This is a genomic window from Kocuria soli (assembly GCF_003797835.1).
Lineage (GTDB): Bacteria > Actinomycetota > Actinomycetes > Actinomycetales > Micrococcaceae > Kocuria > Kocuria soli.
Map to the genome: position 1 here is coordinate 59,270 of NZ_RKMF01000009.1, position 17,876 is coordinate 77,145.

Annotated in this window: 17 protein-coding genes; 2 read left to right on the forward strand and 15 right to left on the reverse strand. The window is 67.5% G+C overall.

Annotated features, from left to right (window positions below):
• Positions 1 to 78 precede the first annotated feature (78 nt).
• Complete coding sequence (gene nucS / locus EDL96_RS07775; protein ID WP_123825223.1) at positions 79 to 774, forward strand: endonuclease NucS; 696 nt, start codon at positions 79 to 81, stop codon at positions 772 to 774.
• 36 nt (positions 775 to 810) lie between these two features.
• Here the strand turns inward: nucS and murA are convergent, their stop codons facing one another.
• From murA to EDL96_RS07845, 14 genes are all read right to left on the reverse strand, one after another.
• Positions 811 to 2,088, reverse strand: a complete 1,278-nt coding sequence (murA, locus tag EDL96_RS07780; RefSeq protein WP_123825224.1) for a UDP-N-acetylglucosamine 1-carboxyvinyltransferase — start codon at positions 2,086 to 2,088, stop codon at positions 811 to 813.
• A 105-nt stretch (positions 2,089 to 2,193) separates the two neighbouring features.
• A complete protein-coding gene (locus EDL96_RS07785) occupies positions 2,194 to 2,469 on the reverse strand; it encodes a F0F1 ATP synthase subunit epsilon (RefSeq protein WP_123825225.1) in 276 nt (91 codons plus the stop codon).
• A gap of 2 nt (positions 2,470 to 2,471) precedes the next feature.
• Positions 2,472 to 3,938 carry a F0F1 ATP synthase subunit beta gene (gene atpD / locus EDL96_RS07790; protein WP_123825226.1) on the reverse strand — a complete coding sequence of 489 codons (1,467 nt, stop codon included), beginning with the start codon at positions 3,936 to 3,938 and terminating at the stop codon, positions 2,472 to 2,474.
• 91 nt (positions 3,939 to 4,029) lie between these two features.
• Positions 4,030 to 4,941, reverse strand: coding sequence for a F0F1 ATP synthase subunit gamma (locus tag EDL96_RS07795; protein WP_123825227.1), 912 nt, complete (start codon positions 4,939 to 4,941; stop codon positions 4,030 to 4,032).
• A 73-nt stretch (positions 4,942 to 5,014) separates the two neighbouring features.
• Positions 5,015 to 6,661, reverse strand: coding sequence for a F0F1 ATP synthase subunit alpha (gene atpA, locus EDL96_RS07800; RefSeq protein ID WP_123825228.1), 1,647 nt, complete (start codon positions 6,659 to 6,661; stop codon positions 5,015 to 5,017).
• 164 nt (positions 6,662 to 6,825) lie between these two features.
• Positions 6,826 to 7,641 carry a F0F1 ATP synthase subunit delta gene (locus EDL96_RS07805; RefSeq protein WP_233568769.1) on the reverse strand — a complete coding sequence of 272 codons (816 nt, stop codon included), beginning with the start codon at positions 7,639 to 7,641 and terminating at the stop codon, positions 6,826 to 6,828.
• A complete protein-coding gene (locus tag EDL96_RS07810; RefSeq protein WP_123825229.1) occupies positions 7,638 to 8,183 on the reverse strand; it encodes a F0F1 ATP synthase subunit B in 546 nt (181 codons plus the stop codon). The genes EDL96_RS07805 and EDL96_RS07810 overlap by 4 nt, the downstream gene beginning before the upstream one ends.
• 55 nt (positions 8,184 to 8,238) lie before the next feature.
• Complete coding sequence (locus EDL96_RS07815) at positions 8,239 to 8,448, reverse strand: F0F1 ATP synthase subunit C (protein ID WP_123825230.1); 210 nt, start codon at positions 8,446 to 8,448, stop codon at positions 8,239 to 8,241.
• Between the two features lie 115 nt (positions 8,449 to 8,563).
• Entirely contained in the window at positions 8,564 to 9,298 is a 735-nt protein-coding gene (gene atpB / locus EDL96_RS07820) for a F0F1 ATP synthase subunit A (protein ID WP_123825317.1), read from the reverse strand.
• A gap of 53 nt (positions 9,299 to 9,351) precedes the next feature.
• Positions 9,352 to 9,837: a hypothetical protein gene (locus tag EDL96_RS07825; RefSeq protein WP_123825231.1), complete on the reverse strand. Its 486-nt coding sequence runs from the start codon at positions 9,835 to 9,837 to the stop codon at positions 9,352 to 9,354.
• On the reverse strand, positions 9,834 to 10,298 hold the full coding sequence (locus EDL96_RS07830; protein ID WP_123825232.1) for a hypothetical protein: 465 nt from the start codon (positions 10,296 to 10,298) through the stop codon (positions 9,834 to 9,836). The genes EDL96_RS07825 and EDL96_RS07830 overlap by 4 nt, the downstream gene beginning before the upstream one ends.
• Positions 10,295 to 11,404: an MraY family glycosyltransferase gene (locus tag EDL96_RS07835; RefSeq protein ID WP_123825233.1), complete on the reverse strand. Its 1,110-nt coding sequence runs from the start codon at positions 11,402 to 11,404 to the stop codon at positions 10,295 to 10,297. The genes EDL96_RS07830 and EDL96_RS07835 overlap by 4 nt, the downstream gene beginning before the upstream one ends.
• Complete coding sequence (locus EDL96_RS07840) at positions 11,401 to 13,422, reverse strand: polysaccharide biosynthesis protein (protein WP_123825234.1); 2,022 nt, start codon at positions 13,420 to 13,422, stop codon at positions 11,401 to 11,403. The genes EDL96_RS07835 and EDL96_RS07840 overlap by 4 nt, the downstream gene beginning before the upstream one ends.
• A gap of 137 nt (positions 13,423 to 13,559) precedes the next feature.
• Positions 13,560 to 15,416, reverse strand: coding sequence for a glycosyltransferase (locus EDL96_RS07845; protein WP_325049542.1), 1,857 nt, complete (start codon positions 15,414 to 15,416; stop codon positions 13,560 to 13,562).
• Between the two features lie 216 nt (positions 15,417 to 15,632).
• Between EDL96_RS07845 and EDL96_RS07850 the strand changes: the two genes are divergently transcribed.
• Positions 15,633 to 16,595, forward strand: coding sequence for an NAD-dependent epimerase/dehydratase family protein (locus EDL96_RS07850; protein ID WP_123825235.1), 963 nt, complete (start codon positions 15,633 to 15,635; stop codon positions 16,593 to 16,595).
• A 37-nt stretch (positions 16,596 to 16,632) separates the two neighbouring features.
• Here the strand turns inward: EDL96_RS07850 and EDL96_RS13945 are convergent, their stop codons facing one another.
• On the reverse strand, positions 16,633 to 17,871 hold the full coding sequence (locus tag EDL96_RS13945; RefSeq protein WP_325049543.1) for an L-threonylcarbamoyladenylate synthase: 1,239 nt from the start codon (positions 17,869 to 17,871) through the stop codon (positions 16,633 to 16,635).
• Positions 17,872 to 17,876: the final 5 nt, after the last annotated feature.

Here is a 17,876-nt window from a genome sequence, read left to right on the forward strand (position 1 = left end):
GGAGGCGGGCAGAACCGCCGTCGGACTCCCCCGTTGCGCGGGACGACCACCCCCGTCCCCTGTGGGAGACTGTCCGCCGTGCGTGTTGTGATCGCTGACTGCTCCGTGGACTACGAAGGCCGTCTGACGGCCCACCTGCCGCTGGCCCGCCGCCTGCTCATTCTCAAGGCTGACGGTTCCGTGCTGGTGCACTCCGACGGCGGCAGCTACAAGCCCCTGAACTGGATGTCACCCCCGGCCCGGTTGACCACGGCGGCCCCGACCCCGGACCAGGCCGCCGTGGGGGTGACCGACGTCTGGACCGTTTCGGCCACCAAGTCGGACGACAAACTGCGCATCCTGGTGCATGAAGTGCACGAGGAAATCTCCCACGAACTCGGTGTGGACCCCGGACTGACCAAGGATGGCGTGGAGGCGGACCTCCAGCGTCTGTTGGCCGAACAGATCGAGTTGGTCGGCACGGGATCCACCCTCATCCGCCGGGAGTACCCGACCGCCATCGGTCCCGTGGACATCCTGGCCCGCGACGCCGACGGTGCCACGGTTGCGATCGAACTCAAGCGTCGCGGGGACATCGACGGCGTGGAGCAGTTGACCAGGTACCTGGAGCTGCTCAACCGCGATCCGCGTCTGGCCCCGGTGCGCGGCATCTTCGCGGCCCAGCAGATCAAACCGCAGGCCAAGGTGCTGGCTACCGACCGCGGGATCGACTGCATGACCCTGGACTACGACGCCATGCGCGACGTCGACGACAAGGACGCCCGGCTGTTCTGAGTCCGGCTGTCCGTTGCGGACTGACCCACTCAGGGCTCAGAACAGCGGCGCCGCCAGGTGCCGTTCCACGGTGGCACCCGCGTTGGTGAGGTTCTCCACGAAGTGTTCGTACCCGCGGTCGATGTGCCCGATGCCGATCACCTCGGTGGCGCCTTCGGCGCGCATGCCCGCAATGACCAGAGCCGCACCGGCCCGAATGTCCTTGGCCTCGACCGGAGCCCCGGAGAGCTGCTCCATGCCGTCCAGCCAGGCGTGGTGACCGTCGAGTCGCACGTAGGCCCCGAGCCGCTCGAGTTCGGCGGTGAATCCCCACCTGGCCTCGAACACGTTCTCCGTGATCATTCCGGAGCCTTCGGCCACTGCGTTCATGGCGACGGCGAACGGCTGGAGATCCGTGGGAAACCCCGGATACGGGAAGGTCGAGATGTTGACCGCCTTGGGCCGCTCCGGTCCCTGGACCTCGAACCCGTCCTGACGCAGCGTGATCTCGCATCCGGCACCCCGCAGCTTGTCCAGCACGATGCTCAGGTGCTCGGCCTCGGCACCCTGGACGAACACACGCCCACCGGTGATTGCCGCCGCGAACGCCCAGGTTCCCGCCACGATCCGGTCCGGAACCGTTCGGTGTTCGACCGGACGCAGGGACTCCACACCCGTGATGGTCAGGCGTGAGGTGCCGATGCCCTCGATCTGTGCACCCATCTCCACCAACATCTGGCAGATGTCCACGATCTCCGGCTCCCGGGCCACGTTCTCCAGAACGGTGACCCCGTCCGCCAGGGAGGCAGCAGTCATGAGATTCTCCGTGGCGCCCACGGACGGGTACGACAGGTGGTACTCTGCTCCGCGCAGGTGGTCCGACACGGAGGCCTTGAGGTACCCGGCTTCCGTGCGGAACCGGGCACCCATCGCCTCGAGTCCGGCCCGGTGCATGTCCAGGCCACGGGTACCGATGGCATCGCCTCCGGGCAACGCGACCTCCGCGGCGTTGCACCGCGCGATCAGCGGCCCCAGGACGGAGACCGACGCGCGCATGGCCCGGACCAGGTCGTAGTCGGCCTGGTGGTGCAGCGACTCCGGAACGTCGATGTCAACCCACCGCTCACCGCGGTTGTAGGTGACCTGGCAACCCAGCCGACGGAGCAGTTCCGCCATGATGGTCACGTCCTGGATCTCCGGGACGTTGGTGATGCGGGAGCGCCCCACGGCCAACAGAGTTGCGGCCATGAGCTTCAGAACACTGTTCTTGGCTCCGTACACGGGAAGCGTGCCGTTCACAGCGGTCGGTCCGTGGACGACGATCTTCTCTTCCATCACTTCTCCTGCACTTGCCGGCTCGAGTCTTCTCGGGTGCTGTCCGGGGCCCGCACAGAGCGAGGCCCCCGCACAGACTGTACGGGGGCTTCGCACGGATACCGGTCAGCGGCTTTCGCCGGGGCCTTCGTAGTGGTCGGCGACGATCGTCACACGATTGCCGTCGACGGAGACGAAACCGCCGTCGATCTGGCCTTCGATGCGCTGCCCGTCCACGGGGTCGATCACGACCCGCCCGGGAACCAGCACACCGGCGGTGGCCACGCGACCCGAGAGGATGCCGAGGTCACCATCGGTGGTGCGCACGATGACCTGGCGGGCCTCGCCGTGCCACACGGGCTCGGAGAGCTCGACGATCTCGACGATCAGCGGAGCAGCCATGGTCACTTCTCTCCGGTGGAGCGCTTGATCTCGTCCCACTTGGCCATGACGTCGTCCAGGCCACCGACGTTGTAGAACGCCTGCTCGGGAACGTGGTCCAGCTCGCCGTCGCAGATCTTCTTGAAGGAGTCGATGGTCTCGGCCACGGGAACGGTCGAGCCCTCGACACCCGTGAACTGCAGGGCGGTGTAGGTGTTCTGCGACAGGAACTGCTCGATGCGCCGGGCACGGGACACGACGACCTTCTGCTCCTCGGAGAGCTCCTCTACACCCAGGATCGCGATGATGTCCTGCAGTTCCTTGTTCTCCTGCAGGATCGACTTCACACGGGTGGCGACGTCGTAGTGCTCCTGGCCCACGTACTGCGGGTCGAGAATGCGCGAGGTCGAGGCCAGCGGGTCGATCGCGGGATACAGGCCACGGGAGGCAATGTCACGCGAGAGGTTGGTGGTCGCGTCCAGGTGGGCGAACGTGGTGGCCGGTGCCGGGTCCGTGTAGTCATCGGCCGGGACGTAGATCGCCTGCATGGAGGTGATCGAGTGGCCACGGGTCGAGGTGATGCGCTCCTGGAGCACACCCATCTCGTCCGCCAGGGTGGGCTGGTAGCCCACGGCCGAGGGGATGCGGCCCAGCAGGGTCGAGACCTCGGAACCGGCCTGGGTGAACCGGAAGATGTTGTCGATGAACAACAGCACGTCCTGGTTCTGAACGTCGCGGAAGTACTCCGCCATGGTCAGGCCGGTCAGGGCGATTCGCAGACGCGTTCCAGGGGGCTCGTCCATCTGGCCGAACACCAGGGCGGTGTCCTTGAGCACCCCGGCCTCTTCCATCTCGACCCAGAGGTCGTTGCCCTCACGGGTGCGCTCGCCCACACCGGCGAACACGGAGGTACCGCCGAAGTTGCGGGCCACACGGGTGATCATTTCCTGGATCAGCACGGTCTTGCCCACACCGGCGCCACCGAACAGACCGATCTTTCCGCCCTTGATGTAGGGGGTCAACAGGTCGATGGACTTGATGCCGGTCTCCAGCATCTCGGTCGAACCCTCGAGATCGGCGAAACCCGGTGCAGGGCGGTGAATCGGCCAGCGGTCCTTGATCTCAAGTTCGCTGTTGTCCACGTCCAGGGCGTTGCCGACGACGTTGAAGATGTGGCCCTTGACGACGTCGCCCACGGGGACCGAGATCGGGGCGCCGGTGTCCTGCACCTCGGTGCCGCGAACCAGGCCGTCGGTCAGCTGCAGGGAGATCGCACGCACCAGGTTGTCACCCAGGTGCTGAGCGGTCTCCAGGTAGATGGTCTTGGACTCGCCCTCGAAGGTCAGCTCGGTGGTCAGAGCGTTGTAGATGTCGGGCATCTGGTTCTCGGGGAACTCGATGTCCACGACCGAGCCCTTGACGCGCGCGACGCGGCCGATGGCGCCAGCGGCAGGCTGGGTGTCCTGCTGCTCGTTGATGGTGGCAGTCATGTCTCTCACTTCACTTGTCGTGTGTGGCGGGTGTGGGGTGGGCGCGTGACGCGCGTCGCCGTCGTTGGCGGGCCCGAGGGCCCGACGACGGTCAGAGTGCTTCGGAGGCGGAAACGATCTCGGTCAATTCGGTGGTCACTTCGGCCTGGCGGGCGTTGTTCATCAGACGCGTGTACTTGCGAATGAGTTCATCCGCGTTGTCACCGGCCGACTTCATGGCCCGCTGACGCGAGGCGAGCTCGGAGGCAGCGGCCTGGCACAGGCACGAGTAGATCCGGGCCCGGAAGTACCGCGGCAGCGCCTTGTCAAGGAACTCCTCGGCGTTGGGCTCGAACTCGAACTCCTGGGAGTTGCTCTCCAGCTCCGGCAACGACTTGGTGATGTCGTCGTTGAGCGCGTTGGCGTCCACGACTTCCAGCGGAAGCAGGCGGAGAACCTTCGGCTCCTGGGTGACCATCGAGTGGAACCGCGTGTAGACCAGGTGAATCTCGTCGATCCCACCGGCCTCGTAGTCCGCAGTGAAGGCGTCCAGCAGCACGTCGGCGACTTCGTGCGCACGCTCCGTGCTGGCGTTGTCCGTCTCACCCTCCCAGAACTTCTCGTAATCGCGTCCGCGGAAGTCGAAGTACTGCTTGGCCTTTCGTCCGACCAGGTAGATCTTCACCTCACGGCCGTCGTTGTGCAGCATCTCCAGGAGTCCCTCGGCCTGCTTGAGCACGTTGGCCGAGTAGGACCCGGCCAGACCGCGGTCGGAGCTGAAGACGACGACGGCGGAGCGCCGGACGTCGTCGGTGCCGCGCAGGAACGGGTGATCACCCGAGGTCTGGGTGACCACCTGCGACAGCAGTCGCGTCAGTGCGTTGGCGTACGGCGAGGCAGAGCTGATCCGCTGGCGAGCCTTGTTGATACGCGAGGTCGCGATCATCTCCATCGCCTTGAAGATCTTCTTCATCGACTGCGTGGAGGAGATCTTGTTCCGGTAGACCCGGATCTGCGCTCCCATGTAGCTTCCTTTCGTTACCGCCCGGGGCGCCGCATGACGCGGCACCCGGGCGGAGACTGCAGTTCGAGGCTGATCAGCGGCTGGCCGTCGAGCCGCCGGCGGACAGCTGTTCCTGGGCGACGTCCTCGGAATCCATGGCCTGGTGCTCCTCGCGGCCCGGGGCGTGGATGTCGCGGTTGTGACCCTTGAAGTCGCGCTTGACCTCGGCCACGGCCGTCTCCAGTGCTGACACGGTGTCGTCCTCGAGCTTGCCGGTCGAGGCGATCGAGTCCATGACGTTGGTCGTCCGCCGGACCTGGTCCAGCAGAGCGGACTCGAAGTCCAGGACGTCGGCGACCTCGATCTCGTCCAGGTGACCGTTGGTGCCGGCCCAGATGGAGACGACCTGCTCCTCGACGGAGTACGGGTTGTACTGCTTCTGGCGCAGGAGCTCGGTCAGACGCGCATCACGGGTCAGCTGCTGACGGGAGGCGGCGTCCAGGTCGGAGGCGAACATCGCGAAGGCCTGCATGGAGCGGTAGGAGGCCAGCTCGAGCTTGAGCGTGCCGGAAACCTTCTTCATGGCCTTGACCTGCGCCGCACCGCCCACGCGGGACACCGAGATGCCCACGTCGACGGCGGGACGCTGGTCGGCGTTGAACAGGTCCGACTGCAGGAAGATCTGCCCGTCGGTGATCGAGATGACGTTGGTCGGAATGAACGCGGAGACGTCGTTGGCCTTGGTCTCCACGATCGGCAGGCCCGTCATGGAACCCGCGCCCAGGTCGTCCGAGAGCTTGGCGCAACGCTCGAGCAGGCGGGAGTGCAGGTAGAACACGTCACCCGGGTAGGCCTCACGTCCCGGCGGGCGGCGCAGCAGCAGCGACGTCGCACGGTAGGCCTCCGCCTGCTTGGACAGGTCGTCGAAGATGATCAGGACGTGCTTGCCGCCGTACATCCAGTGCTGGCCGATGGCCGAGCCGGCGTAGGGGGCCAGGTACTTGACGCCCGCGGAGTCGGAGGCCGAAGCGGCCACGATGGTGGTGTATTCCAGGGCACCGTTGTCCTCGAGGGTCTTGCGGACCGAGGCGATGGTGGAAGCCTTCTGACCGATCGCGACGTAGATGCAACGCACCTGCTTGTCCGCGTCCCCGGTCTCCCAGTTCGCGCGCTGGTTGAGGATCGCGTCGATCGCGATGGCGGTCTTACCCGTCTGACGGTCACCGATGATCAGCTGACGCTGACCACGACCGATCGGGATCATGGCGTCGATTGCCTTGAGGCCGGTCTGCAGCGGTTCGTGAACCGACTTACGCATGGTCACACCGGGTGCCTGGAGCTCCAGAGCGCGCCGACCTTCGGCCTCGATCGGGCCCAGGTCGTCGATGGGCTGGCCGAGCGTGTCGACCACACGTCCCAGGAAGCCGTCGCCGACCGGCACGGAGAGAATCTCACCGGTCCGCTCGACGGTCTGACCTTCCTCGATCTCCTGGAAGTCACCCAGGACCACGACGCCGAGGTCACGGGTGTCCAGGTCCTGAGCCAGACCGAGCACGCCGTTCTCGAAGCGCAGCAACTCATTGGCCATGACGGAGGGCAGGCCCTCCACACGGGCGATGCCGTCAGCTGCGGAGATGACGCGGCCGACTTCCTTACGTTCGGTGGTGCCGGGGTCGTAGGACGCGGCGAACTCTTGTAGCGCGCTGCGGACCTCATCGGCATTGATGGTCACTTCGGCCATCTGGTGTCCCTGCTTCCTGGTTCGTGATCATCGTGCCGATGACCAGCTGTTTCGTCCGACGGATTCTGTCGTGCCCCGACAGATTCCGTACGGTGCCCTAGTGGCTGTGGCTTCAGTTGTTCGGCATCGGGGTGACTCGATCCGACGCGCGGGTGCGCGGCGGTTCAGGCCCCGAGCTTGAGCTGCAGTTCGTTGAGTCGGGTGGCGACAGAGCCATCGATGACTTGGTCCCCCACCGTGACGCGCAACCCACCGACCAGCGATCGGTCCGTGTCCACCACGACCTTCAGGTCCCGACCGTAGATGCGTCCCAGAGCCACGCGCAGGCGCTCCACCTGGGAATCATCGAGCGGGTAGGGCGTGGCGACTCGGGCGATCCAGCGTTCGCGCAGTTCGGCCAACCGGTCCGCGAAGTCGCCCAGCAGCCGCTGTGGGAGGGCGCCGCGGGGATGGGTCACCGCCTGCTCCACGAGCACGCGCCCTTCCTCGCTGAGGTTCGGGGCGACGCGACCGAGCAACATGCGCTTGGCATCGTCCGTGGCACGGGCGTCGGTGAAGGCGCGCTGGAGCTCGGCGTCGGAATCCAACAGGCTCTGAACGCCCAGCAGATCGTCGACGACGGCGTCCAGGCCCTCGGCACCCGCGCGATTCTCCGCCGCGTGACCGGTGAGGGTCACGCCCGCTGCTTCGAGCCCGTCAGCCAGACCGCGGTCCCCGCTCCAGCGCTGACGCACCAGAGCGTCCAGTACCTCGCAGGCTTCCCGCGAGGTACGGCCCTCGAAGACCCGCCAGGCCAGGGCCACGCGCTGGTCGTCGGAGTGGGCAGGGTCGGTCAGGGCCCGGCGGAGGCTGCCCTGCTCGTCGAGCACGGCGGCGATCCCGAAGACATCACGTGCCAATGCGGGCTGGGCCGCACCGGTCCAGCGCTCGAGCACCCGTGACAGGTCGAGACGGTTTCCGTCGGATCCTGCCCCCGTCACCGCTGAGCACCCGCATCGGTCGGGTTCTGCTCAAGGTCGGCGAGGAACCGGTCGACGACGCGGCGCGAACGCTCGTCGTCGGACAGGGACTCCCCCACGACCTTGGAGGACAGCTGGATGGCCAGCGAACCGACCTCGTTGCGCAGGGAGGCCACGGCGGCGGAACGCTCGGCGGCGATGGCCGTGTGAGCGTTCTCGGTGATGCGCGCGGATTCCACGTTGGCGCGGTCCTTGAAGTCTGCCAGGATCTTCTCGCCTTCGGCGCGAGCTTCCTCACGGATCTTCTGGGCCTCGAGGCGAGCGGACTCCAACTGCTGGTTGTACTCGTCGCGGGCCCTGTCGGCCTCGGCCTGGGCTGCCTCGGCCTTGGCCAGGCCGCCCTCGATCGCGTCCGTGCGCTCGGCGTAGGTCCGCTCGAACATGGGCACGATCCACTTGACAGCAACGAACAGCAGGATGGAGAAGCCGATCGCGGTGATCAGCATCTCCCAACCGTTCGGGATCAGCGGATTCTCGCTGGCCGCCATGATGTGTGTGGTCATGGACGAATTTCCTGTTCTCTTGGGCTGAACTTCCTGAACCTTCCCGGAGGAAGAATCAGAAGATCAGTGCCAGCACGAAGCCCAGGATGGCCAGGGCCTCAACCACGGCGAAGCCCATGAAGAGCATCGGCTGGATGATGCGCTGGGTCTCGGGCTGACGGGACACTGCCTGCATGTAGGCGGCGAAGATCAGACCGACGCCGATGCCACCGCCGATGGCTGCGAGACCGAAACCGATGACGGAGAGGGAACCGGTGATGTCCATTCTTGGTGTTTCCTTTCGTACTGCCCGGGTGCGGGCCGTGTGCCACGAATGGCGGTTGACGTGTCGGAGAGTGCTCCGTTGGTCGACCCGGCCGCAGCCGAGCCAAATCTTGGGGTCAGTGGCCTTCCTGCAGGGCACCGTCGACGTAGACGGCGAACAGCAGGGTGAAGATGTAGGCCTGCAGGACCTGGATCAGGATTTCGAGGAAGAAGATGAAGATGCCCAGGAACAGTGCCCCCGCTCCACCGAGAATCCCCAGACCCCCGACCTCGCTGACCAGGTAACCGAGAAGACCCGCTGCGACCATGATGGCCATGTGGCCGGCGAACATGGTGGCGAACACACGCAGTGCGTGCGTAACGGGACGGATGATCAGGTTCGAGATGAACTCGATCGGGATCAGGAAGACGTAGAGCACCTTGGGCACGTCCGGCGGCATGGTCATCTTGCCCATGAAGTGGGCGAAGCCGTGCCGCTTGATGCCGATGAAGACCCAGGCGACGTAGGCGACGCCGGCCAGGACGTAGGCCGAGCCCGGGTGTGAGAAGGTCGGGAGCTGCAAGACCGGGATGGAGCCGAACAGGTTGTTCACCAGGATGAAGAAGAAGAAGGTGAACAGCAGCGGGATCCAGGGGCGGAATTCCTTCTCGCCGATGATGTCGCGGCCCAGGGAGTTGCGAACGAACCCGTAGCCGATCTCGCCCAGGTACTGGCCCTTGGACGGCACGAGTGCCTGCTTGCGGATCGCCCAGAGGAAGAAGCCCGCGATGAGGGCGACCGAGAGCAGGATCAGCACGGTGTGCTTGCCGAATTCGAAGGAGCCGATCTCGAAGAACGGCGGGAGGTGCATGTCCGAAACGCTGGGAGCCTGGAAGCCTTGTCCCTCAAGAACTGGGGCGACGATCAATGGCGGTCCTTTCTGCTTCCACCCGCAGGGCCCTGGCCGTGGTCACGGTGGTGCGAATCTGCGGTGCGGTTCCGGGCGTCATCACCGGCTGCTGAACCGTCATTGGCTCCCAGTCCGGCTTGCAGGTGGAGGTAGGCAAGTGTGACCCCGGCGGCTAGACCGAGACCTGCCCCGAGCAGGACAAGCCACTGCGTCCCCACCAGGTAATCCAGCAGAAACCCTACCAGACTCCAAAACGCGGTCCCAATCACAAGGTAGGCCAGGATGCCCAGCGCGCCGCGGTTTCCTCCGGCCTCCACGAGTTCGCCGACGGTGCTCAATCGGGAGCCACGACGGTCGCTCGTGCCAGGCGTCGTCGGGACCCGCGAGTCCGCTCCTGCAGGGTCACCGGAGGGGCCGGTCGATGCAGGCCCCGAGGCGGTGCCGGGTTCCTTGTCGGAGCCCTCCATGGGCTGCCCCGCAGGCTGGTTGGGGGATGTCATGCGGCCTCCTCGGTGGGCCGCGGACGGGTGTCGACGTCGAACACGGGAAGCCGACTACGGCGCAGGGCCAGGGCGGACCCGCCGAGCCAGGCCACGACCTGTCCGATGACCGCCGCCCCCATCCAGGGTGGGAGCACCCAGTCGGGCTTCGGTGCGCTGAACAGAATCATGGTCCCGGCGGCCACCAGAGCGGCGTAGAGCACGAGCATGACCAGAGCGGCGACGGGGGCGGGGTATCGAGCGGACCACCACAGCCCTGCAAGTGAGATCGTGAAGACGACGGCGACGATCACCGTGCCCAAGCCCGCGCTGCCGGCTCCGGCCGCCCCGGCCATGAGTGCTGCCGGTGCGACGCAACCCGCAGCAATGATCGCGCCCACGGTCACGGAGATCCGCAACATCCGCGACCAGACGTTACCGGCCACGGTGGCCCCGGGGCGGTTCCTGAATCCAATGCTCACGGCCGAGCCGCCTCCTGCTCGGTACCAGCTTCCCGACGGTGTTCGGACCGGCGACCGATCAGCGACGGCAGCGCGAGGTAGAGGACCAACAGAAGAACCACGACGGTCCCCGCGGCGACGAGGGCCACCCCGCTGAGCCGGAGTCCCGCGAGCGTGATCAGGGAGACCAGGACCGTGGTGCCCGCCACGACCAGGGAGGAGGCGACGTGTGAGAAGCCCACGTCGGTCAACCGCTGGTAGGTGTGTTGACGGTGCGGCCGCCACCAGGGCTCCCCCGCGCGGATGCGGCGGAGCAGGGTCCAGGAGGTGTCGGCCAGGTACACGGAGAGCGGGGGCAGCAGGTATTCGACGTAGACGCCGGCGAGGAAGGCAGCGACGGCAATCAGGATGATCGCCCCACCCAACAGGTAGGAGCCCACGTCCCCCAGGAACACTGCACCGCGGGTGAGATTCCAGGGCAGGAAGCCGGCGAAGGCCCCCGCGACCACCAAGGCGGCGACCATCATCCACGGGAGGTCGTTGCAGGCCCCGGCCCAGGCGTACAGGAGTCCGACCACGACGCCGTGCAGCCCAGAGATGCCGTTGACCCCGTCCATGAAATTGGCGACGTTGACGTAGACCACCACGGCGACGGTGCACACGATCCACCACAGCGGCGTGGTGCCGATGGCCCACACCAGGACGGCTGCACAGCCACCGCCGATCAGGACCTGCGCCAGGAGACGCACTCGGACGGAAACTCCCTTGAAGTCCTCCGTCCAGCCCAGCGCCGCACAGGCTGCCGTCCCGGCCAGGACCGTCAACGCGATCGAACGGTCCGTGGCCACGGTTCCGGTGAGAACCCCGGCCAGCTGCACGACCACGACGGCGATCGCGACCGCCAGGCCCATGCCACGGATGACCGTGCGCGTGTGGGAGGAGCGTTCATTGGGGATGTCCACCACGCCCCACCGCGTCAGCAGCGGTTTGACGAGGAACGGAAGGAGCACGCTGAGGACGAAGGCCGCCACTCCGAAGGTCGCCACCAGCATCAGGAGATGACGCAGCTCCTCCGGAGTGGGCGTGGCACCCGGGTTGACGGAGAGAACGCTCGGCATGCCGATCATGACGCCCTCCCCGACGGCGACGGCTCGGTCCCGTCCTCTTCGGCTTGCACGCTTTCAGCCTGCACGCCGGACTTGCGCGCACCGTGGAACTTGGTCAGCGCGGGCTGCGTGGAGGTCCGGACCACCGGGATGGTGCCCGTGGTGGCCATACCACCGCGGACCTTCCAGATGTGTCGGTCCAAATTGATCGGGGCCAGGGCGTCGGCCTGGGCGTGGGAAATCTTGGGGTGGAAGGGACGGCGGTCGGTTTCCCCCAGACCGATGAGTTCCTCATGCAGCTTCTCCCCCGGGCGCAGGCCGGTGATCACGATCTCGATCCCCTCCTGGCCGGAGAGCGAACGGAGCCGTTTGGCGACGTCGAGAATCCGCACGGGCTCCCCCATGTCCAGGATCAGCACCTCTCCGCCGCTTCCGATCGCCCCGGCCTGGACCACCAGCTGGCAGGCCTCCGGGATGGTCATGAAGTAGCGCGTGGCGTTCTCGTCCGTGACGGTGATCGGCCCGCCCTGGCGGATCTGCTCGGTGAACAGGGGCAGCATCGAACCACGGGAGCCGAACACGTTGCCGAAGCGCACGGAGGTGTAGCGTTTCCCCGTCTGCTGGGCCATCCACGCGGTCAGTTTCTCTGCCACCCGCTTGGAGTGGCCCAGCGTGGTGGTCGGGTTCGCGGCTTTGTCCGTGGAGACGTTCACGAAGACCTCGACGTCGGCCGCTCGGGCGGCCTCGAGAACGTTGAGCGTGCCCAGGACATTGGTCTTCCAGGCCTCGTCCGGGTAGGTCTCGAGCAGTGACACGTGCTTCAGGGCGGCGGCGTGGAAAACGACCTCGGGGCGGCGGCGTTCGAAGATCCGGGCAAGGTTCTCCCCGTCGCGGATGTCGGCGAGCACCGTGTCCTGCCCGTCCAACAGACCGCGGCCGGTGATGGAGATCTGCGTGGCCTGCAGGTTCGTCTCGTCCCGGTCCAGCATCATGAGTTCACCGGGATCGAAGGCCAGCAACTGGCGGCACAGTTCGGACCCGATGGATCCACCGGCACCCGTCACCAGGACGCGCTTGCCCGAGATGTAGTCGGCGATCCCCGCGACGTCGATGTCCACGGGGGTGCGCCCGATCAGGTCCTCGAGGCTGATGTCGCGGATGTCCACGCTGGTCCCCGAGCCGGTGAGCATGTCCCGGACCGGCGGAACCGTCATCACGCGCGTGTTGGTCCCGGCCACGATGTCGGACACCCGCTGCATGAGCTTGGAGGAGGCGTTGGACTGCGCCACCAGGAGAATGCTGGAACGGGTCTGCGCCAAGACGTCGGGGGCATCGGCGATGGTGCCCAGAACAGGCACGGAGGAGACACGGAGGTGTTTCTTGGCCGGGTCGTCGTCCAGGAGGGCCACCGGCAGGTACTCCGAATCCGGGTCCTGCATCATGCGCTGGACGATGAACGTCCCGGACTGCCCGGCACCGTAGACCACCACGTGCTGCGCGTTGCCCTGGGGTTTCGACGTCGATTCCTGGTACATGCGCTTGAGGTAGCGGAAGGCCGCCATGAACAAGGCCGCGAAGGGGAAGGCGATCATGGCCACGGACCGTGGAATCCCGATCGCGTTGCCCGCCACCAGGAGGACGATCTGCAGCAGCCCGGTCACGATCAGGGTGACGACGATGAGCAGCTTGCCCTCGTCGAAGCTGCCGTAGGAATAGCGCCCGCGGTACAGCGCGAAGGAGTACCCGATCGCCAACTGCGCACCGACGGCCACGAGGCACACGATCAACAGGCTCGGAACGTTGATGAACTGGACGCTGAGCTCGTAGCGCAGGACCAGCGCGACGCCCATGGCCGCCACCCAGGCCATGGAGTCCAGGATCATCTGGATCCACAGCCAGGCGGTGGGGCGTTCCGCCTCGGACCCTCCCTGCGCCCGGCGCGCCGTCGGTCGGGTGTTCTGCCGAACACCGGACGCCGACGCATTCGTCGGCCCGTCCGTTCCAGGACCTGGGGTCCCGCTGTCGTCCGGGCTCTGCATGTGGGGGTCCTTCCGTGGGCGGGGCCGGTCCGAGGGGTCGACCGTCGCCCTGTGCGTTCGTTGTCAGCCGCGCGTCGTGGGCACTCGGCGACCGGCCACGTGGGTCGGCGTCGGTCACGTCCACGATCGAGGTGGACCTACCGAGTGTTGGGGTAACCGCCCACCATGTTCCGGTAGGCACGTTCCCGAAGAACACGGGGCACGAATCGGTACCCGCCCCGCACGGCGACGTTTCTGCCCCATTCTAGGAAACTCAGGTGCCCGATTCCGTGAAGGCGGCTCTGCAACTCGATCTCCGCACGGAAAACGCGTAGTCCACCGCGGCGCTGATAGGCGCCACCCGACACCCGGTAGCCGACCAACGGGTCGGCGATGTTGCGGATGTCGGCTCCCGCGCGCAGCATGCGGACCCACAGCCAGTAGTCCTCGGCTAGGGGAACGTACTCGTACCCGCCCACGGCCTCCACGGCGGGCCGCCGGAACACGACCGTCGGGTGGGAGACGGGGTTGCGGAGCTTGGACACCCGCCGGATGTTCGCTGCACCCACGGGCGCCTCCCGGTGGGCCAGCGGCTGCGTCTCGTCGTCGCCGATCTCGTCCATCCCGGCACCCACGACGTCGGCTCCGTCCTGGATCAGGGGCAGCTGACGGGCGAAGCGGTCGGGGTAGGAGACGTCGTCGGCGTCCGCCCGGGCCACGACGTCATGGGAGCACAGCTCCAGGCCCCGTCGCAGGGCGTTGGTCAGCCCCGCGTTGACCTCCAGGTCCTCCCGGACGACGGCGATCGGCGGTGTGGCCGCGCGCAGACGCTCCGTGAGGGCGTCGATCTCCCGCTGCAGTTCGGGTGCGACGGGGCCGTCGCGCACGATCACGACCTCCGACGGCGCCACGGCCTGTTCAAGCGTCGACGAGACCAGTGCGCGGTGGAAGCGTTCGGGGGTGTCTCCCCCGTAGACGGGCATCAACAGGGAGAACTCGGGGCGGCCCTGCGCGTCGGTCGAGGGGTCCTGCGCCGTGGCGCCCGTGCCCTGTTCGTGCAGTTCCCAGACGCCTCGCAGGACGTCCTGGTTGCTCCGCGGTGCCTTCAGGGCGTCACGCACACCGCGCCCGAACCGCTCGACAACGGCGCGGCGGTCCGCCGAGCCACGCAGCGTGCGCACCCACAACCGCGCCGTGGCCCCGCCGTAGAGCACCTTCTCCCACGGCGCCAGCGACCGCGAGCGCGTGAAGACCCACAGCTTGTTGCGCACGTCGTTGTAAAAACGCTGGCCGGGGTCGGCGTCCGTGTTGCCCGGCTGCTTGGTGTGGTGCATGACCTTGGAGGCCGGGACCTGGATGGCGTCCTCCCACCGGGCCAGCCGGGTGGAGAACTCGAAGTCGTCGTTCCAGATGAAGTAGTCGGCCACGGGCAGACCGGCGGCGCGTACGGCGTCGCCGTCCATGAGCAGGGAGACGAAGGAGCCCGAACGGATGCTGCGACCGCCCACGGCTGCCGCGCGTGCCTTTCGGTCGCGGCCCGCGCCGATCCGCTCGATCATCGAGTTCATCGGGTGCTCGCTCCCGTCGGTCCACAGCACCTGGCTGGCCACGAACACGGGGCGCCGTGCGCCGTCGGCGTCGTAGTTCCGCCAGGCGCGGACGGCTTCTTCGAGGGTTTCGCGCAGGGGTTCCGTGTCGTCGTCCATGACCCAGACCAGGTCGGCCTGCAAGCCGTTGGCTGCCCGGTCGATGCCGACCGTGAAACCACCGGCACCTCCCAGGTTCCCGGTCAGCGTGATGAGTTCGATCTCACCCGGCGCGCCCGAGGCCTGATGATCGGCGCTGAAACTCCGGATGAACTCCACGGAATCGTCCGTGGACGCGTTGTCCACCACCACGGTCACGTCCGGAACCAGGTTGGCCCCCATGATTCCCCGCAGCGTGGACTCCAACAGCTCGCGCCTGTTGAAACTCACCACGACCGCGACCACACGCGGTGCCGGCCTCACGACCACGCCCCAACCACCTAGCTCTCTTCGTCGGTCTCCGCATCCGTTGTCCCCTCCGGTTCGAGCGGGGAGCCGCCGAGGCCGGAGCGCCCCGGAGGACCGGACCAGCCGAGATTAGCACCCGGTCATGAGCCGCTTCCTGAGGCTCGTGCCAGGTTGTTCTCTGTACGATATGGCGACGGGTACAGCCAAGGGCCCGACTCGATCGAGAGGAGAACGTCTGTGACGTCCAGAGCATGGCGCGTGGTGGGAGCAACGGGGTTCGTCGGCTCCGCGGTGACGCAACGACTGCGTGCGGACGGCCACACCGTTCAGGCCGTTTCGGCCCCCCGGCTCTCGAGCGGAGCCCGCACGGTCCACCATCTGCTGGGCCGCGCCCGTGACCTGGAGTCCGTCATCGACTACCTGGCGGATTCCTTTGCCGGGGCGGACATCGTGGTCAACGCCGCGGGTATCGCGGCACCGGACGGCAAGGACCAGGATGCTCTGGTGGGCGCCAACGCGATGCTGCCCGTCCTGATTCTGGCCGCGGCGGAACGCACCGGTGTCAAGCGCGTGGTGCACATCAGCTCCGCGGCCGTGCAGGGCAAGACGCACTTCCTGGACGAGACCTCCCGCACCACGCCGTTCTCCCCGTACTCCTATTCCAAGGCCTTGGGTGAGTCAGCGCTGCAGCGCCTGGCCGCCCGCGAGGACCGCCCGACGCACCCGGAACTCGTGATCCTGCGGGCGACCTCGGTCCAGGGTCGCGGCCGCGCCACGACCAAGCGGCTCGCGGCGTTCGCGTCCTCCCCCCTGTGTTCGGTGGCCGGTGACGGCACCGCGCACACCCCGGTGACCTCGGTCGACGCGTTGGCCGAGTTCACGGTCACCGTCGGTTCGCACCGCGGCGAGGTCCCGCAGATCGTGCTGCTCCCGTGGGAGGGGGCGACGACGTCGTCCATCCTGCGTGACGCCGGACGTCGCAACCCGATCAAGCTGCCCACGGTCCTGTGTTGCGCGGCCGTGGCCACCGGTTACGTCCTCTCGGGGCTGGCCCAGAACCGGTGGCACGGGGCCGTTCGACGGATCGAGGTCACCTGGTTCGGGCAGAACCAGGTCCCCGGGTGGGGCCAGGAACAGGGTCTGCTCCCGACCCCCAGGATCTCCGAGCTCCTGCGCTCCGTGCACCTGGACCGGGCCTGAGGCCTGGATCCACGACCCAGGGCTCAGGGCTCATGGCTCAGGAGCGGGCCTGGTCGGTGCCTTCCGGACCGGGGTGTTCGTCCGTGACCCCGCTGGCGACGATCGCGGCCGCGGTGGCCCGGTCCAGGGGCTGCACCACGCCGTCCTTGGCCTGCGCCGGGCGGGGGCGCGTCCGGTCCTGATCCGGCAATCCCTCCCCGCTCCGAGCGCCCACGGCCTGCCCCGCACCGGCGACGAGCGCCGCTGCGGCGTCGCGAGCCGGCGAGGACGGGGCGGGGCGCGTCGAGTGCGCCTCTTGCCTTTCCGTGGGTTCAGCCGGAGTCTCGTGTCCCGACGGCGCGTCCTCCGGCGTCGTGTCTTCGGGGAGCGCGTTCGCGGAGGTCTTGTCCTCCTCGGCTTCGACCGGCTCCGGCCGGGGATGGACGAGAGTGTCCCCCTCCGGCACGTCCTCGGCCGAGGTTTCGCCGGCTTCACTCGCACCCGTGCCCGCGGCGTCGTCGGTGTCCCGGTCGCCTGAATCCTCCGGGGCGGAATCCGCCGGGGCCTGCCCGTCGACGCCGATGACCGAGGGGACGACCGAGCGCAGCTGCGTCAGTGAGACCGCCCCGTCTCGCACGACCACCGGGGTGGACCCCGTGCAGTCGACGATGGTCGAGGCCACCGGATGCAGGCCCTCGGCCACGGTCCCGCGGTGTCCGGCGTCCAGGTAGACCTGAACCTTGTCGCCCAGCATTCCGCGGGCCTCCTCGGCGGAACCCGCCGCGGGGAGCCCCGTGCGATTGGCCGAGGAGACGGCCAGGGGGCCGGTTTGACCGAGCAGTTCGGTGGCGACCTCGTCGTCCGGGACGCGCAGGGCCACGGTGCCGCTGGTCTCACCCAGGTCCCACTGCAGGGAGGGCTGGGCGTGGCAGATCAAGGTCAGGCCGCCGGGCCAGAAGGCCTCGGCCAGGGCCCGGGCCTCCTCCGACACCTGGTCGGCCAGCCCGTCCAGAACACCCGCGTGGGCGATGAGCACCGGCGGGGGCATGTTGCGGTTGCGGCCCTTGGTCTCCAGGAGCCGTTGCACCCCGGTGGCGGAGAACGCGTTGGCCGCGATCCCGTACACCGTGTCCGTGGGCATGACCACGCACTCGTCGGCCGCCAGGGCCTGCTGGGCGTGTTTGATCGCGACCCGGCGCTGTTTGGCATCGCGGACGTCGTACGTCGTCGCGGTCTCTGGCGCTTGCTCCGAGTCGGTCGCTCCTTGCGGTGAGCTCTCCTGGGCTGTCTCATTCACGCCGG

Excerpts from the sequence above, each read along its gene's own strand:
- EDL96_RS07840 (WP_123825234.1), bottom strand. The coding sequence starts at position 13,422 with ATGCAGAGCCCGGACGACAGCGGGACCCCAGGTCCTGGAACGGACGGG.
- murA (WP_123825224.1), bottom strand. The coding sequence starts at position 2,088 with ATGGAAGAGAAGATCGTCGTCCACGGACCGACCGCTGTGAACGGCACG.
- EDL96_RS07815 (WP_123825230.1), bottom strand. The coding sequence starts at position 8,448 with ATGGACATCACCGGTTCCCTCTCCGTCATCGGTTTCGGTCTCGCAGCC.
- atpA (WP_123825228.1), bottom strand. The coding sequence starts at position 6,661 with ATGGCCGAAGTGACCATCAATGCCGATGAGGTCCGCAGCGCGCTACAA.
- atpD (WP_123825226.1), bottom strand. The coding sequence starts at position 3,938 with ATGACTGCCACCATCAACGAGCAGCAGGACACCCAGCCTGCCGCTGGC.
- EDL96_RS07835 (WP_123825233.1), bottom strand. The coding sequence starts at position 11,404 with ATGATCGGCATGCCGAGCGTTCTCTCCGTCAACCCGGGTGCCACGCCC.
- EDL96_RS07795 (WP_123825227.1), bottom strand. The coding sequence starts at position 4,941 with ATGGGAGCGCAGATCCGGGTCTACCGGAACAAGATCTCCTCCACGCAG.
- EDL96_RS07810 (WP_123825229.1), bottom strand. The coding sequence starts at position 8,183 with ATGACCACACACATCATGGCGGCCAGCGAGAATCCGCTGATCCCGAAC.
- EDL96_RS07785 (WP_123825225.1), bottom strand. The coding sequence starts at position 2,469 with ATGGCTGCTCCGCTGATCGTCGAGATCGTCGAGCTCTCCGAGCCCGTG.
- atpB (WP_123825317.1), bottom strand. The coding sequence starts at position 9,298 with ATGCACCTCCCGCCGTTCTTCGAGATCGGCTCCTTCGAATTCGGCAAG.
- EDL96_RS07825 (WP_123825231.1), bottom strand. The coding sequence starts at position 9,837 with ATGACATCCCCCAACCAGCCTGCGGGGCAGCCCATGGAGGGCTCCGAC.